13 protein-coding genes and 3 pseudogenes are annotated in these 14435 nt (G+C 65.3%); 5 read left to right on the forward strand and 11 right to left on the reverse strand.

Features of this window, described 5'->3' with window-relative positions; all coding sequences use genetic code 11:
- Positions 1–95: 95 nt before the first annotated feature.
- The 4 genes and pseudogenes from CDN38_RS03015 to fdxA form a co-directional block, all read right to left on the reverse strand.
- Positions 96–440: a cupin domain-containing protein gene (locus tag CDN38_RS03015; RefSeq protein WP_075509241.1), complete on the reverse strand. Its 345-nt coding sequence runs from the start codon at positions 438–440 to the stop codon at positions 96–98.
- Between the two features lie 12 nt (positions 441–452).
- Positions 453–878, reverse strand: coding sequence for a hypothetical protein (locus CDN38_RS03020; protein ID WP_075509240.1), 426 nt, complete (start codon positions 876–878; stop codon positions 453–455).
- Positions 875–1540, reverse strand: a complete 666-nt coding sequence (locus tag CDN38_RS03025) for a helix-turn-helix transcriptional regulator (RefSeq protein WP_099318770.1) — start codon at positions 1538–1540, stop codon at positions 875–877. The genes CDN38_RS03020 and CDN38_RS03025 overlap by 4 nt, the downstream gene beginning before the upstream one ends.
- Positions 1533–1893 (reverse strand): annotated as a pseudogene (gene fdxA / locus CDN38_RS03030) (ferredoxin). The gene CDN38_RS03025 and the pseudogene fdxA overlap by 8 nt, the downstream one beginning before the upstream one ends.
- A 431-nt stretch (positions 1894–2324) precedes the next feature.
- Between fdxA and CDN38_RS03040 the strand changes: the two are divergent.
- Positions 2325–3767 (forward strand): HNH endonuclease signature motif containing protein, encoded by a 1443-nt coding sequence (locus CDN38_RS03040; RefSeq protein ID WP_233026736.1) that lies wholly within the window; start codon positions 2325–2327, stop codon positions 3765–3767.
- Between the two features lie 25 nt (positions 3768–3792).
- Here CDN38_RS03040 and CDN38_RS03045 read toward each other — a convergent pair whose 3' ends face one another.
- From CDN38_RS03045 to CDN38_RS03055, 3 genes are read right to left on the reverse strand one after another with little or no spacing between them, the layout of a single operon-like run.
- The gene (locus CDN38_RS03045) at positions 3793–4587 is read right to left on the reverse strand and encodes a universal stress protein (protein WP_075513019.1); all 795 of its coding nucleotides are present in this window, start codon (positions 4585–4587) and stop codon (positions 3793–3795) included.
- A 27-nt stretch (positions 4588–4614) separates the two neighbouring features.
- The gene (locus CDN38_RS03050) at positions 4615–5766 is read right to left on the reverse strand and encodes a site-2 protease family protein (protein ID WP_075513018.1); all 1152 of its coding nucleotides are present in this window, start codon (positions 5764–5766) and stop codon (positions 4615–4617) included.
- 48 nt (positions 5767–5814) lie between these two features.
- Positions 5815–6246 carry a CBS domain-containing protein gene (locus CDN38_RS03055; RefSeq protein WP_075513017.1) on the reverse strand — a complete coding sequence of 144 codons (432 nt, stop codon included), beginning with the start codon at positions 6244–6246 and terminating at the stop codon, positions 5815–5817.
- A 237-nt stretch (positions 6247–6483) separates the two neighbouring features.
- On the opposite strand from CDN38_RS03055, the gene CDN38_RS03060 reads away from it, so the two are divergent.
- Positions 6484–6915, forward strand: coding sequence for an Hsp20/alpha crystallin family protein (locus CDN38_RS03060; protein WP_099319315.1), 432 nt, complete (start codon positions 6484–6486; stop codon positions 6913–6915).
- Positions 6916–6998: 83 nt separating this feature from the next.
- On the opposite strand, the gene CDN38_RS03065 is transcribed toward CDN38_RS03060, so the two are convergent.
- Positions 6999–7661 (reverse strand): hypothetical protein, encoded by a 663-nt coding sequence (locus CDN38_RS03065; protein WP_075513015.1) that lies wholly within the window; start codon positions 7659–7661, stop codon positions 6999–7001.
- Positions 7662–7858: 197 nt separating this feature from the next.
- Between CDN38_RS03065 and CDN38_RS03070 the strand changes: the two genes are divergently transcribed.
- The 3 genes from CDN38_RS03070 to CDN38_RS30275 all read left to right on the forward strand — a co-directional run bounded on the left by CDN38_RS03070 (position 7859) and on the right by CDN38_RS30275 (position 11156).
- Positions 7859–8104: a hypothetical protein gene (locus tag CDN38_RS03070; protein ID WP_233026737.1), complete on the forward strand. Its 246-nt coding sequence runs from the start codon at positions 7859–7861 to the stop codon at positions 8102–8104.
- A 145-nt stretch (positions 8105–8249) separates the two neighbouring features.
- Positions 8250–9665 carry a WS/DGAT/MGAT family O-acyltransferase gene (locus CDN38_RS03075; RefSeq protein ID WP_075513022.1) on the forward strand — a complete coding sequence of 472 codons (1416 nt, stop codon included), beginning with the start codon at positions 8250–8252 and terminating at the stop codon, positions 9663–9665.
- An 81-nt stretch (positions 9666–9746) separates the two neighbouring features.
- Positions 9747–11156 (forward strand): YhgE/Pip domain-containing protein, encoded by a 1410-nt coding sequence (locus tag CDN38_RS30275; protein WP_075513013.1) that lies wholly within the window; start codon positions 9747–9749, stop codon positions 11154–11156.
- A gap of 86 nt (positions 11157–11242) precedes the next feature.
- Here the strand turns inward: CDN38_RS30275 and CDN38_RS32820 are convergent.
- The 3 genes and pseudogenes from CDN38_RS32820 to CDN38_RS03090 all read right to left on the reverse strand — a co-directional run.
- A pseudogene (locus CDN38_RS32820) lies at positions 11243–11311 on the reverse strand (hypothetical protein); the annotation flags it as partial.
- A gap of 987 nt (positions 11312–12298) precedes the next feature.
- Positions 12299–12931: pseudogene (locus tag CDN38_RS30280) on the reverse strand (HAD family hydrolase); the annotation flags it as partial.
- A gap of 664 nt (positions 12932–13595) precedes the next feature.
- Positions 13596–14432: a slipin family protein gene (locus CDN38_RS03090; RefSeq protein WP_075513021.1), complete on the reverse strand. Its 837-nt coding sequence runs from the start codon at positions 14430–14432 to the stop codon at positions 13596–13598.
- Between the last annotated feature and the right edge of the window lie 3 nt (positions 14433–14435).

Raw genomic sequence — 14435 nt, forward strand, 5'->3', positions numbered from 1 at the left:
ACCTGAGCTAGGAAGCACTCACGACGACACAGGCCCTGCCCAACAGCCCAACCGGTCAACCAGCGTCCCCGCAATGGCCGTAAAACACCACCCTCCTAGTGCGCGCCGGGCTGGTCTTTCAGCACGGTCAGCATGACCACCGAATCCTCGATCGCGTGCAGGCCGTGCCGGGTGCGCGGAATCGCGACGTAGTCGCCGGTCTTGCCGTCCCAGGCGTCGTCGGCGGTGGTGAGGCGCACGTGTCCCTGCAGCACCTGTAACGTCGCCTCACCCGGGCTGTCGTGTTCAGACAGGTCATGGTCGGCAAGCAGGGCCAGCACGGTCTGCCGCAGTTCGTGGGTGTGCCCGCCGTGGATGGTGTGCGCAGCCCGTCCACTGTGGGACTGTTTCGCCTCGGCCAGCTTTTCGGCGGCCAGCTCGTTCAGCGAAATGGATTCCATCAATGAGTCCTTTCAGCCGTTCAGTAGCAGTATCCCCGCCACCACCAGGGCGACCACCTTGACCACCTCACAACCGACGTACACGTAGTGGGCCCGGGAGCGAGGCCCCTCCTGCCCGGCTAGCACCCGGTCGGAACGGCGGGTCAGGCGGGGACGGACCGCGATCAGCTGCAGCGCCAGCGCGGCCACCGCTACTCCGAGCGCCACACCGATGCGCACCGGCGTCGGGCCGGCCACCACCAGTGCCAGCAGGACGAGCGCGAATCCGACCTCGACGGTGTTGAGTGCGCGAAAGACCAGGCGGCCGATGCCGAGCCCGATCTGCAGCGTGACATTGGGCGCCCGGAACTTAAGCGGGGCTTCCAGAAACGAGATGGCCAGCACCATGCCGAGCCACACGAAGGTGATGGCAACCTCGATCGCCCGGCCGGTGCTCACCTGGCGGCTCCTTTCAGCGAGAGGTGGGCCAGACACAGGTCCGGTTCGGCGAACGCGTCGAGCCGCTCGACGCCGACTGGCGCCGCCCATGATTCCAGAGCTCCTTGCATGAGCCCGAGGTGGATCGGACAGACGACACCGGATCGTCTTTCGGCAAGTTCCAGAAACGGGCAGTGGCGCAGGCCCAGCTGTTGCTGCCCGTCGGATACCCGGCGCTCGGGAGCGAACCCCAGCTCGTCGAGCATTCCTACCAGGTGGTCGATCGACTTCTCGGCGGTGCCGCCGGTTGGCGGCGCTTCCAGTCGTCGCCCCCAGGCGCGTCCGGCCGCGAGCGCCTTGGCACGTGAATCAGGCTCGGCGGCAAGCCCGTTGGAGAGGATCTCGGCGAGGAGCCGATAGTGCCGGGTGCCGCCGCGATCCATCTGCCGGACCGCGGAAAACATCTGCGGCGGCCGTCCCGGACCGCGCGGGCCGGACTCAACGCGCTGCACCTGGCCGTCGGCGGCCAGGACGTCGAGGTGGAATCGGACGGTGTTGGGATGTACTTCCAGCGCGTCGGCAATCGCAACGATGCTCAGCGGGACGCGTGATGCCCGCAATACCCGCAGCACCGCGCGACGGTGTCCCGTCGGCTTCTGGGCTGATCTGGCGATATCACTCACCTCCGGAATCGTCGGCTCTGGGCTCGGCGGCCACCAGGGGAGTATCAACCCCTAGAGGCCCAATCTTGGCAGCCCCGCCCGGCGAGCCGAACAAGCGGTTCGTCCCGACCCGGCAGGGTTTCGGTGAAGAACGCCGCATTGTCGGCCCGGTAGGGTTCCAGCTCGGCCGGCAAGTCGTCCTCGTAGTAAATGGCCTCTACCGGGCATACGGGCTCACACGCGCCGCAGTCCACACATTCGTCCGGGTGGATGTAGAGCGCCCGGCCGCCCTCGTAGATGCAATCGACGGGGCACTCCTCCACGCAGGCGCGGTCCATCACGTCGATGCATGGCTTTCCGATCACGTAGGTCATTGGTAGTCGGGGGCGGGGTGCTCGGTGAGCCCGTTTCCCCTTCCCCCTTATCTGTGTTGAGGACCCCCGTAAAGGTGGATCCGTTTTGGTCATTTCGTGTTGTTTGGCCTCGTTCGCTACCGCGAGCCCCGCCTCACGCCCTCACATGACACGCAATCGTTATCACATCGCTATCATCTGCCACTACAGTCACACCCGTTTACGAACAGGCTCTAATAGCTGCTCCCCTGTATCGCGCTGCGGCCCCACCGGACCCAAGTGTTAGGAGAGGCGAAGCGCTCAGTCGCGGACCACGAGCACCGGGCATTCGGCGTGCCGGTAAACCCGGATGACCCGACGGCCCAACCAGCCGGGCCAGCTGACGGCGTCGGCCGCTCCGATCACGGCTAGCTGGACACGACGTGTCGGTGGGGTGTGGCATGATCGAACGTATGTGCGATCGGGGTGAGTCGTCGGCGGGGTTGGTGGAGCGAATCTGTGCAGCCACCCGCGCGGAGAATCAGGCCGCGGCTGCGCAGTTGGTGGCCATCGGTGAGTTGTTTGCCTGTCGGCTCGCACGTTACGGGGAGACCGAGGACTGGGCGATCGACACGATGGAGGCGGTGGCCGCCGAGGTGGCCGCGGCGTTGCGGATCAGCCAGGGGCTGGCGGCCAGCCGGCTGCGCTATGCCCGCGCGATGCGGGAGCGGCTGCCGAAGGTGGGTGCGCTGTTTGAGGCCGGCCAGATCGACTATCGGGCGTTTCAGACGATCGTGTATCGCACCGATTTGATCGAGGATCTGCAGGTGTTGGCCGGGGTGGACACCGAGTTGGCCGTCAAGGTGGCGCGCTGGCCGTCGATGAGCCGGGGCCGGCTAGGTGCCCAGGTGGATCGGGTGGTGGCACGCGCCGATGTGGATGGGCTGCGCCGGCGTAAAGAACACCAGACCGGTCGCGAGATCTGCATCGACGAGGTCCTCGGCGGTATCGCGCTGATCCGCGGCAGCCTGCTAACCCCTGATGCCCTGGCATTAGATCAGCGCCTAGACGCGCTGGCGGCCACGGTGTGTGCCCACGATCCGCGCAGCCGCGCCCAGCGCCGCGCCGACGCGTTGGGCGCGCTGGCCGCCGGAGCCGATCGGCTGCGCTGTGGCTGCCAGCGCCGCGACTGCGCCGCCAGCCAGCGCCCACCGGCTGCCCCGGTACTCATCCACGTGATCGCCGAGCACGCCAGCCTCGAGGGCCGCGCCACCACCGCGGCCTCCACCGTGGGCGCCGACGGGCTGCTCACCGCCGAACTGATCACCGAATTGGCCACCACCGCCACCCTGATCCCGCTGCCCCACCCCGGCGATGCCCCACCCGAGCCGGGCTACACGCCCTCGACCGCGTTGGCCGATTTCGTGCGGTGCCGGGATTTGACATGCCGCTGGCCCGGCTGCGATGTCCCCGCGACCCGCTGCGACATCGACCACACGATCCCCTACGCCGCCGGCGGCCCCACCCACGCGGCCAACCTCAAATGTTATTGCCGCACCCATCATTTGGTGAAAACGTTTTGGGGCTGGCACGAACAACAACTCGCCGATGGCACCTTGATCCTGCACTCGCCCTCAGGCACCACCCACGTCACCACCCCCGGCAGCGCCCTGCTATTTCCCAGCCTGTGCCACGCCGTCGGCGGCATGCCCACCCCCGAAACCGACCCACCCCATGACTACTGCACCGACAAAACCGCCATGATGCCCAAACGACGCCGCACCCGCACCCAGCAGCGCGCCCAGCGCATCGCCACCGAACGCCACCACAACCGCACCACCCGCCTCAACCAGCGCGCCCAAACCACCGCAAACACCGGACCCGCCCCACCCGAGCACGAACCCCCACCGTTCTGATGCGGGCGGTCCAAGTACGAGGTGCTCAGTCGCGGACCACGAGCACCGAGCATTCGGAGTGCCGGAAAACGGGATGCCCCGACGGTCCAACCAGCCGCGCCAGCTGACCGGCCTCGGCCGCTCCGATCACGGCGAGCAGTACCCGCTCATGGTGCTCGGCGACGAAGCGAGCGATGCCCGTTTTGGTGGTGATCGGGTAGACCCGCACGTCTGGATGGCGCTGGCGCCAAGCCTGCACCCGGCGTTCGAAGTCCCCATCCGGTGTTTCGGTGAGCTCCTCCGGCCGCCCGCCCAGCGCGAGTATGGGTGCTTGCCGCAGCATCGCTTCCCGGGCCGCATGCTCGACGACCACGTCGTTGTCGGGTGCGTCGGTCATGCGCACCACGATCCAGTTGATATCCGACGGCGGCTGGTCCGCGTCCGAGCGGATGACCGCGACCGGACAGTGCGCTTTTTCGGCGAGCTCGGTTGCCGTCGAACCCAGGATCGAGCGAGCGTAGCGCCGCATCCCGGTGGATCCGACACAGACCAGTTCGGCATCGTGGGAGGCTTCGACGAGAACCGCGCCGGCCGGCCCGCGCGGGGTGTCGGTCTCGACCTTGACCGGTTTCCCGGTGGCCGCCACCGCGGCTTGTGCTGCCCGCAGCGAGGTTTCGGCATGCCGCAGGTCACGTTCGTAGTCTTCCGGGGAGGGATGCGTGGTCTTGATGACCGAGATCAGGCGTAGCGGCACGGCTCTGCTGACGGCCTCGTCGATACCCCACAATGCGGCCGTGATCGCCGCAGGCGATCCGTCGACACCGACGACGACCGGTTTCATGTCCGTCTCCTCTCGGGGCAGCTGGTCTCACAGGGGGGTGGCCGGTGCCTGCTGGGGGTGGGCGAGCCGGTAGACGTCGACAAGCCGCGCGATGTCGCTGGCCGTGACGATGCCGACCACCGCGCCGCCGTCGACGACGAGGGCACGGCTACGGGGGCCGGCCGGCGCCATCTGCTCGAGCAGCGCGCTCAGCAGCGCCCGGGGTGCCGCGGTCGGCACCTCTTGCAGTGGTACGGCGATGTCGCGCACGCTGGTGGTGCCGCGTCGGGCGGGTGGCAGCTCGCGCAGCTGCCTCAGCGTGACCAAACCCATGATCGATCCGTCCTGTTCGGCAACCGGGTAGGCCGAGTGGCGGTCCCCGAGCACATAACGCTGGATGAATTCCTCGACGGTGATCCATCCGGGGGCGGTATGCGGCTGGGGGGTCATCGCGTCTGCGACCGTGACGCCGGCGAAGAGCTGCCGGGTCGAAATCCGGGTTTCCTCCTCCCGAGCGGCGGCGAAGATGAACCAGCCGATGAAGGCCAGCCAGACGCCGCCGACCAGGCCGCCGGCCACAAACTCGGCCAGTCCCAACGCGATCAAGACGAGCGCGACCACGCGTCCGGCCCGCGCCGCCCCGATTCCGGCGCGCACGATGTCACCGTGACGGCGCCAGAGATAGGCTCGCACCAGCCGGCCGCCGTCCAACGGCGCGCCCGGCAGTAGGTTGAACAGGCCCAGCAGCAGATTGACCCCCGCCAGCCACAGCACGACGCTGATCGCGATCGGTGGGGTCCGTATGACGGCGAGCGCGACGGCCAGCGTACCGAAGCTGGCGGACAGCACCAGGCTGGTGGCCGGGCCGGCGAACGCGATCCGGAACGCGGCCTTGGGCGTCTTGGCTTCACCGCCCAGCGTGGTCACTCCGCCGAACAGCCACAGGGTCACGTTCTCGACGGGTACCCCGCAGCGGCGAGCGACGATGGCGTGCGCGAGTTCATGGGCCAGCAGCGACGCCAGCAGGACCACTGCCCCACCCGCACCGGCGAGCCAATAGGCCACGGGCGCATAACCTTTGACCGTACCGGGCAATGTGGTGGCCAGGCTCCAGGTGAACAACCACAGGATGACCAGCACGCTCCAGTGGACCTTCACCGAAAACCCGGCGATGCGTCCCAGCGGGATCTCGTCGTGCACGTCGATAACCTCCGAAACTGGCGGACCAGGCCCGGGCCGCCGACGTCGCTAGCTGGTGATGGCCATCGGCGCGCAGATCGCCTTGACGAACTGCGCGATGGAGTGCTCGGGCAGGTGGCGGGCGATGTCCGCTTCGGTGACGATGCCCACCAGGCGGTGCTCTTCTACGACCGGAAGACGGCGGACCTGATGCTCTTCCATGACGTTGAGCATCTCTGAGATGCTTGCGTTCACGTCGACGTAGTAAATGTGATCGTGCACCAGCTGCCCAGCGGTAGTGGTGTTCGGATCCAGCCCCGCCGCAATGCCCTTGATCACGATGTCGCGATCGGTGAGCATTCCGTGGAGCCGGTCGTCGTCTCCGCAGATTGGCAGCGCGCCAATGTCGTGCTCACGCATGTGTTGGGCAGCAGCACTTAACGTCTCATGCTCACCAATACATGTCACGCCAGCGTTCATGATGTCGCGCGCGGTGGTCATCGCATCCTCCTCCAGTTCGATTCACCTGCCACCGAACGTAAGGCGACGCCGCGGCGGGCACTAGGGTCGTTTGGCCTTCTGGTCGCGGATCAATGTCCCGTGCGGCGCCGCGAGAAGCTCGTTGCTCGTCGACGCGTCGAGTGGGGACTTCGGGCCCTACCGGGCCATCAGCTCGCATGGTCGGATGGACTGCGTCACCGTATCGGGACGATGGCACTAAGGGGCACTAAGGAGAAGATAATGACCACTCTTCCTGTGAAGCGAGAACAGCATTCGTTGTTCCCCGAGTTCTCGGATCTGTTTACGGCGTTCCCCTCGTTCGCCGGGCTTCGGCCGATGTTCGATACCCGACTGATGCGCCTGGAAGACGAGATGGCCGAAGGTCGCTACGTAGTGCGCGCCGAGATGCCGGGCATCGACCCGGCCAAGGATGTGGATATCACCGTCCGCAACGGGCAACTCACCATCAAAGCCGAACGCACCGAGAAAAAGGAATTCGAGGGTCGGTCGGAGTTCTCCTACGGCTCGTTCGTCCGCACGGTCTCACTACCGGAGGGTGCCGACGAGGACGACATCAAGGCCACTTACGACAAGGGCATCTTGACTGTCTCCGTGGGGGTTTCAGAGCCCGCCAAGCCTGAAAAGCACATCCAGGTAGCCACCAATTAGCCAAGCGTTACGGGTCCGGGCATCCTGTGCCCGGGCCCGTAACAGCGCTTTGGCGATGTCACACCGGGTGCCCGCAGCCGATCTCAGCAACCAGGCGCGGTGGGTTGCGGCAGCGGCAGCCGCTCAACCCGGTGCTTGATACCGAGCAGCAGTCCTCGGGTGCCCAGCGAAATCAACGGCCTGGCCAGTTCCAGGGCAAACACCTCGCCGGGGCGGCGCAGCGCAATCCGGGCGCGGGTGAGGAGCCGGACGCGATCCTCCCAGTGCGGCTGAAGATGGAACGACCACACCGCATTCCAGCGCAGGTCCGGTCGCGTCGCATTGAGCACGAGATACTTTTCGGGCACGATTTCGGCGACACTCAGCGTGACCCCGTCGGGTAGGCCCATCCAGCCTTCGGGAGCCAGCCGCACCACATCGCCCACCGCGAGCTGTTGCCATTCCGGGTGGACCCGATCGGCGTCGTTGTAGCGAAGCCCGGCCAGGTTTTTCAGTCCTTCACCACCGTAGAAGCCACCGCGGTCCTGGCCCATCTGCAGCAACCACGGCCACACGGCAGCTGCCGGGGCGTCGATGTTGAGCGCTTCGGTCGTCTGGGTAGCCGGGTCGCTGACCAAGGTGTCGCCGGGAAGCAGCATGCGGGCTTCCTGCTTGGTGGTACCCCAGTTGCGGTAATACCGCCGCACGGCGTACAGCACTGCCAGCGAGACCCCAGCCCCAACAATCCGTTTCGTCGTCTTGGCCATAGCGCCAGTCTGCGTCCCACCACGGGCCGTTCACCAGGGTCTATGGTCCTCGCCGCACAACTCGACATACCGGACAGGTGACTTTAGACCCTATTCCGCAACATGAGTGTGACGAAATGATGACCTGGTCCACGTAACTTGGCTGCGGTTGTGGCTCAGCAAGGATTAGGACGGCTATGCGTGGCGACCCTCCGTTATTGACCGATTCCGACGTCGATGGTCTCGCCTGGGAATTCCTGCGCTCACGCTACGTCGACACGATCTACGCCGGCTGGTCGCCCGATCGGCGCCTGGACACCTTCCTGCGACGGCGCGGCCTCGGCCGGGTTGCCGATGACGGCGATCTGTCCAACATCGTTCTGGATCGCATCATGAGGTACGTGGGCATCGTGCCTCGTGAGTTGTCCGACATGGCGGACGAGTCGCCGGTCCCGATTCACTGAGCCCACCGTTTCGCCGGAGCGACTGGCGATCATCCGACCAGGTTGGGAAGTCCGGCACTAGTCCTTGGGGACTAACGGCACTATTGCCCCCGGTGCCCTACCGCGGATAGTGATGCCGATCGATGGGGATCGGAGGTGGCTGGCGGTGGAACAGCTGACGACCATGGAGGCCAGTTTCCTGGAGGCAGAGGACGCCGACAGGCACGTGAGCTTGGCCATCGGCGCGCTGGCTGTCATCGACGGACCCAGCCCGGGGCGAGACAAACTCGTCGAGACGCTCTCGGAGCGGATGCGAACCATCCCCCGGTTAACGCAGTTGGTGCACAAGCACCCGCTGGAACTCGCGGCGCCGGAATGGGTTGACGACACCAACTTCGACATCACCCACCATGTGCGGTGGGCGGCATTGCCGCGGCCCGGCGATGATGCCGCCTTGTTCCGGACCATCGCCGATCTCATGGAGCGCCGGCTCGATCGCGACCACCCCTTGTGGGAGTGCTGGATCATCGAAGGCCTGCCGGAACGGCGGTGGGCGGCGCTGATAAAGATCCACCATTGCATTGCCGACGGGATTGCCGCGATGCGGATGTTGGCCAACATCGCCGATACGGGTCCGGCCGATACGTTCGCCACCGACATCCGCGCCGCCAAAGAACCGCCGGCGTCGATCGGCAACCCGGCCGGGCTCAGCCTCAATCCGCTGAGCTGGGCCGGCGGACTGTGGCGCGCATCGATGGCCACCACCGGCGCAGCCGCGCACACCGCCAAAGGCGCAGCCGAATTCGTTGCCGGCTTACTCGCTCCCGCCGCAAACTCGTCGCTGCGCGGCTCGGTGACCAACATGCGCCGTTACAGCGCGGCGCGGGTGTCGCTCAAAGAGGTCGAAACGGTGTGCGAGGTCTTCGGGGTGACACTCAACGACGTGGCACTGGCCGCCATCACCGATAGCTATCGGGCGGTCCTGCTGCATCGCGGTGAGAAGCCCCGGCGCAACTCGCTGCGCACGCTGATCCCGGTATCGGTGCGCTCGCCGGATGCCATGGACCGCACCGATATTCGCGTGTCGGCGATGCTCCCGTCGTTGCCGGTGGAGCAGGACGACCCGGTAAAGCGGTTACGGTCGGTGCACACCCGGTTGGACCGGCTGAAAAGCAGCGGCGAGCGCCAGGCGGCGAGCGCCTTTGTCGCGCTGGCCAACTTGGTGCCGTTCGTGTTGAGCGCGTGGACGGTTCGGCTACTGGCGCGGGTGCCGCAGCGCAGCGTCGTCACGCTGGCGACCAATGTGCCGGGCCCCCGCCAGCGGCTACAGGTCCTGGGCCGCCCGGTGGAAGAGCTGCTGCCGGTGCCGCCGATCGCGATGCACCTGCGCACGGTCATCGGCATGCTCACCTATGTCGACACACTGGTATTCGGCATCACCGCCGACTACGACGCCACGCCCGACATCGACGAACTCGCCCGCGGCATCGAACTCGGCGTCGCCCGGCTGCTGGCCCGCGCCCTGGCCCGCAAACAGACCCGCGCGAAGCAAAGCCGGCGGCATTCCCGGTTGGCCACCTGAGTTCCGGAGGCTGCTGTGCGTGATTTCGCTTCCGATATCTAGCCCCAATGCAGGCTCGGCTTAGTCGAGGAAGGAGCCCTCATGTCCGACCAGCAACTGTTACGTCAAACCACTCCGTATCCGCTGCCACACCCGTTGCGCACCGTACGGTTCTGGTTGGCCCCGATCGTCGTCACGCTCGCCGTATTGGCGGGACTGTCGTGGCTGTTCTTCGGCAGCAGCCTGAACCCGAAGAAAAACTTCCACAACTTCCCGATCGCGATCGTCAACGAGGACACGGGAAGCGCCAAGGCCGGCGCAAAGATCACCGACGCACTCAAGACCAAACTCGAGGAAGGGCATAAGTTCGATATCCGGTTGCTGACCCCTGAGGAGGCGAACCGCCAGTTCGACACCGGCAAGCTTTACGGCGCGCTGGTGATACCGCCGGACTTCTCCGACAAACTGCTGGGGTTGTTGCAAACCGTGTCTAAGCCGGGCGAGGTGACCAAGCCGGTCATCACGATCGAAACCAACCCGCGGGCCAGCGCGATGGGAGCGGGCATCGCCGAAAACGTCCTGAAAAAGGCGATGGTTGACTACAACACCAAGGCCGGCAAGAAGCTCACGGATGCGGCGGCTGCGTCCGGTGGCGAGCAGCTGAGCGCCGCTGCCGCATGGGTGCTCGCCAATCCGCTCGACGTTCGGATCGAGCAGCGCAACGAATTGCCTGACGGCACTGGGCTTGGACTGTCCAGTTACTTCTACACCCTGATGTTGCTGATCGGCGGCGTCACCGGCGCCCTGGTGGTGAGCATGCTGGTCGAGGCGATGCTCGGCTATTCGCCGGCGGAATTCGGACCGATGTACAAGTTGGCCGATCGGGTCCGGGTGTCGTGGTTCCGCACGCTGCTGCTCAAGTGGATGTTGGTGGGGGTGGTGGCGCTGTTCTCCTCAGCGGTCTACCTCTGGATGGCGAAGGCCTTCGGGATGCCGGTGCCCCACCCATGGGCGCTGTGGCTCTTCGGTGTCTTCATCATGTTGACCGTGGGGGTCGCCTCCACAAGTCTCATCACGGCATTGGGCACGCTCGGCATTCTGACCGCCCTGTTCATCTTCAACTTCCTGGGCCTGCCGTCCACCGGCGCCACGATTCCGCTCGAGGCGGAGCCGAAGATCTTCAGTTGGCTGGCCAATTTCGAGCCGATGCGCCAGGTGTTCATCGGCACCCGGGCGCTGCTGTACTTCGACGGCCGCCTCGACGCCGGCCTGGGCCGCTCCCTGACCCTGACGGGGATCGGGCTGGTGATCGGTGCGGTGTTCGGCGCCGTGCTGACCTGGATCTACGACCGCAAGGGCATCCACCGCATCGCGGCGGTGCCAACTACGGCCGCTGCCGCAACGCCGGCCGCTGAACCCGGCTCCCCGGATCCGGCCCATTCCATGTCCGGCGCACCATCGGATGCCGCGCCTGGATCAGCTGAGGAGCGTGGCAAACACGAAGCGCCATAGCACAACAAAGTGGTTGCGCGACAACGAACTCGACGTCGCACGGTTCGTCTTGGTTCAGTCGGGTTCTGGTGCGGGTAGATACCGCTCCTCCACCGCTTGGGCAACAAGTAGAGGCGCTTGACTGCGGCAAGAATACCTTCGGCAATGGCGTCGCGGGCGAGGTGGTGACGGATGCGCTCCAGATCGGCGGCGCGATTCGCCAGCAGCTCGTCCTCCCAGGCGACCACCTGCGTGGCGAGGTCTTTGTCGGCGATAGTGCCTGCGAGCCAGCGGGAAAAGTCGCCGCGTTCGAGGTGGTATTCGAGCGTTCGTTGGTCGAGATGTCTTACTGCAGTGCCGAAATCACGCATTGTCGCCGCTGGCGCAATGGTTTGACCTGGGGTGGTGTGGAAGTAGAAGCGCCGGTCATGGGGCAGGCCGATATCGACATACTTGTGCCAGTGCCGCACGTGGGCGGTCTGACGATGTGCGATGGTGAACTCACGCACCGGCTCGGAGCCAATACGGATGCTGGCCCGCCGCGGAGACGCGATATCGGACGTCGTGTCGGCAGTGGTGAGGGTTAGCACCACGTCGCTGGCATCGATTTCGTCGGCGGGCAGCGACGCCGGCGCAAACGACGACAATACGTAGCCGCCTCGCAATGCCCAGTGGGCATGCTCGCTGGCGCCGAGGAGGTGGGCCTCGTCGTAGATCACCCAATGTGGGTATCCATACTGCTGTCGGTGCGCCTCGGCTGCAGACCGCAATCGATACATGTAGTCGACCTTGGTTGGCTCGCTGAGTGCTGACATGTCTACCACCATGCTGGAATGCGGCTGCAACATGGCGAGCAGTTCGGCCGGCTCAGGGAGGTGGTGGCCGCCATCGAACACCTGCACGCGGTTGAGCTGCTGCAACTGCACGTGGTCGCCTTCGGGGTCGAGGACAAGGACGCAGTAGTTGGCGAGGATCCACTGCTCTGCCATCAATCCGACGACATAGCTCTTCCCTGTCGCGGCAGGTCCGGTGACCAAGATCCGGCCCTGGCTTCCGGGTACCCGGGTCGGGGTTACGTCGTCGAATGTGCCGATGTCGATCCAGCGGCGGGGCGGACACCAACGTTGTACCCCAGCGAGACGTGGGCCGGTCAACAGCTCGACGACGCCGGCCCCGTCCGGTTTGTCCAGAACTAGGTCGGCACTTCGCCGAACTGATGCGACGGCATCGGCCACAGCCGCGCCGATCTCGGCGATACTGAATAACGACAAGTCATTCTCGGCGTCGCCGACCGCCACGGTGTTGTGTGGGGACAGCTTCATCTCTCCCAGGATTGTCGCCAGTCCGGTCCCTTTGGTGGTACCTGCCGGCAACACCATGAGAGCGCCGCGGTTGTGAGCGATCTGGTAGTCCAATCCAAGCTCGCCGATCACCTCGATGATGGTCGCGGCGTGCTCGCCGTCGGCGGCAACCAGCACCTCACCGCATCGGTACGGGACTCCGCGGTCAGCGAGCGCCTGCCGAAGGCCGCCGTCCGTCGGAGGTGCCAGTGCGCGTGGCTGGCCGTTGATGACAATCACCGCGCCGTTTTCGAGCACCATCGCGTCCACGTGGTGGGCAATCTGTGGGAATTCAGCCTGCAATTCGGCTCCGATGCGCCCGGAGACGAGCACAATTGCAAGGCCATCGCGCCTGGCCTGCTCGATTGCCTCTATGGTGTGCGCCGCTATGTTGCCGCCCGATGTGAGAGTGCCGTCGAAGTCGATCGCAACCACCTTGAAAAACGTCACAATCATTCCGATCTTTGGACCAACGTCTCCCGGGTTTGCTCATTGTATTGGGTTGCAGCGCTTATACTTTCGCATTCGCCAACTCAGCTGGCTCGATCTCTCGCCAATCGATTCCCCAGACACTGCTGAACCTATGGTCCATGGCAGGTATTCCTGTAGGGTCGTTAGACCTTCATTTCCGGCAGATCGTCGTCGAGGCGCCGGTCTTCGCGAACCTGTCGATCCAACGGTGCGCGGCCCGGAGTACCCGACGCGACGTACCAGCCGGCGCCCTCACGGGCGGTCGCCGCACTCCGGCGTTGAACCGCGTGTCGGCTCTGCCGGATCAAGATAGCCTGCTTACGGGCCAGCCGGGACCTCCTGCGGAGCTGCCGGGCGAGCTGGGTGGCGTCGACACGTTGGTCGTAACCGGGCTCGGCCGCGTTCTGAAGCGCGATGCGCGCCCGATAGGCCCTCTGCCGGCATCCTCCACAGCAGTAACGGGCGTCGGAACGGCCATAAAACCGCGTGCCGCAGACACAACACCGCAAACGACAAGCCGCCATTGGAATATGTTACGGCTAGCCGTAACGGTTTGACCATGCCATAAACGCGCTCTGTCTGCCGAAAACAAAATGGCCACAACGGCGTAGCATTCCTGGTGCGGCTCCCGCACCAGCCAGCGACCGTCCTAGTGCAGCGTCGGCGCATGGGCGAGATTCTCCTCGGGTAGCCCGTTAAGGTGGGGCACCCTCGAGGAATTCGCCTCACGGGTCAGGAAGCCGGTCAATTCTCCGATCGAACTCATCAACGGAGCCGGGAACACGACAGTGGTGTTTTTCTCCACCCCGAGTTCCGCCAAGGTTTGCAAGTTTCGCAGCTGCAAGGCCAGCGGGTGCTGCATCATAGTGTCCGACGCCTCGCCGAGGGCCGCTGCGGCACGGGCTTCGCCTTCTGCGGCAATGATTTTGGCTCGCTTCTCCCGCTCTGCTTCGGCCTCGCGGGCCATGGCGCGTTTCATGCTGTCCGGCAGTTGGATGTCCTTGAGCTCGACCAGGGTTACCTCTACTCCCCAATCCACGGTGGTGGTGTCAAGCATTTGGCGGATGCTGCCGTTGATCTTCTCCGTTTGGGCGAGCACCTCGTCGAGGGAATGTTGCCCCACGACATTCCGTAGGGTGGTCTGCGCGATCTGGTTGATGGCGGCGTTCACGTTTTCGATGACGATGACGGATTTGCGTGCGTCGACCACACGGAAGTAGGCAACCGCGGCAATGTCTACGCTGACGTTGTCGCGGGTGATGATGCCCTGCGACTGGATGGGCATGGTCACGATCCGCATGGAAACCCGCCACAGGCGGTCGATAATCGGGACGATCAACCGCAGCCCGGGTTCGCGTACCCCAATGACGCGACCCAACCGAAAGTGCACGCCACGCTGATACTGCTGCACCACCCTGATCGAAGCCGCCAGCAGCACGAGCACGACAAACCCGAAAATCGAGGAAATGATCCCAATTTGGGTCATGAC

It is taken from the genome of Mycobacterium ostraviense, assembly GCF_002705925.1.
Taxonomy (GTDB): domain Bacteria; phylum Actinomycetota; class Actinomycetes; order Mycobacteriales; family Mycobacteriaceae; genus Mycobacterium; species Mycobacterium ostraviense.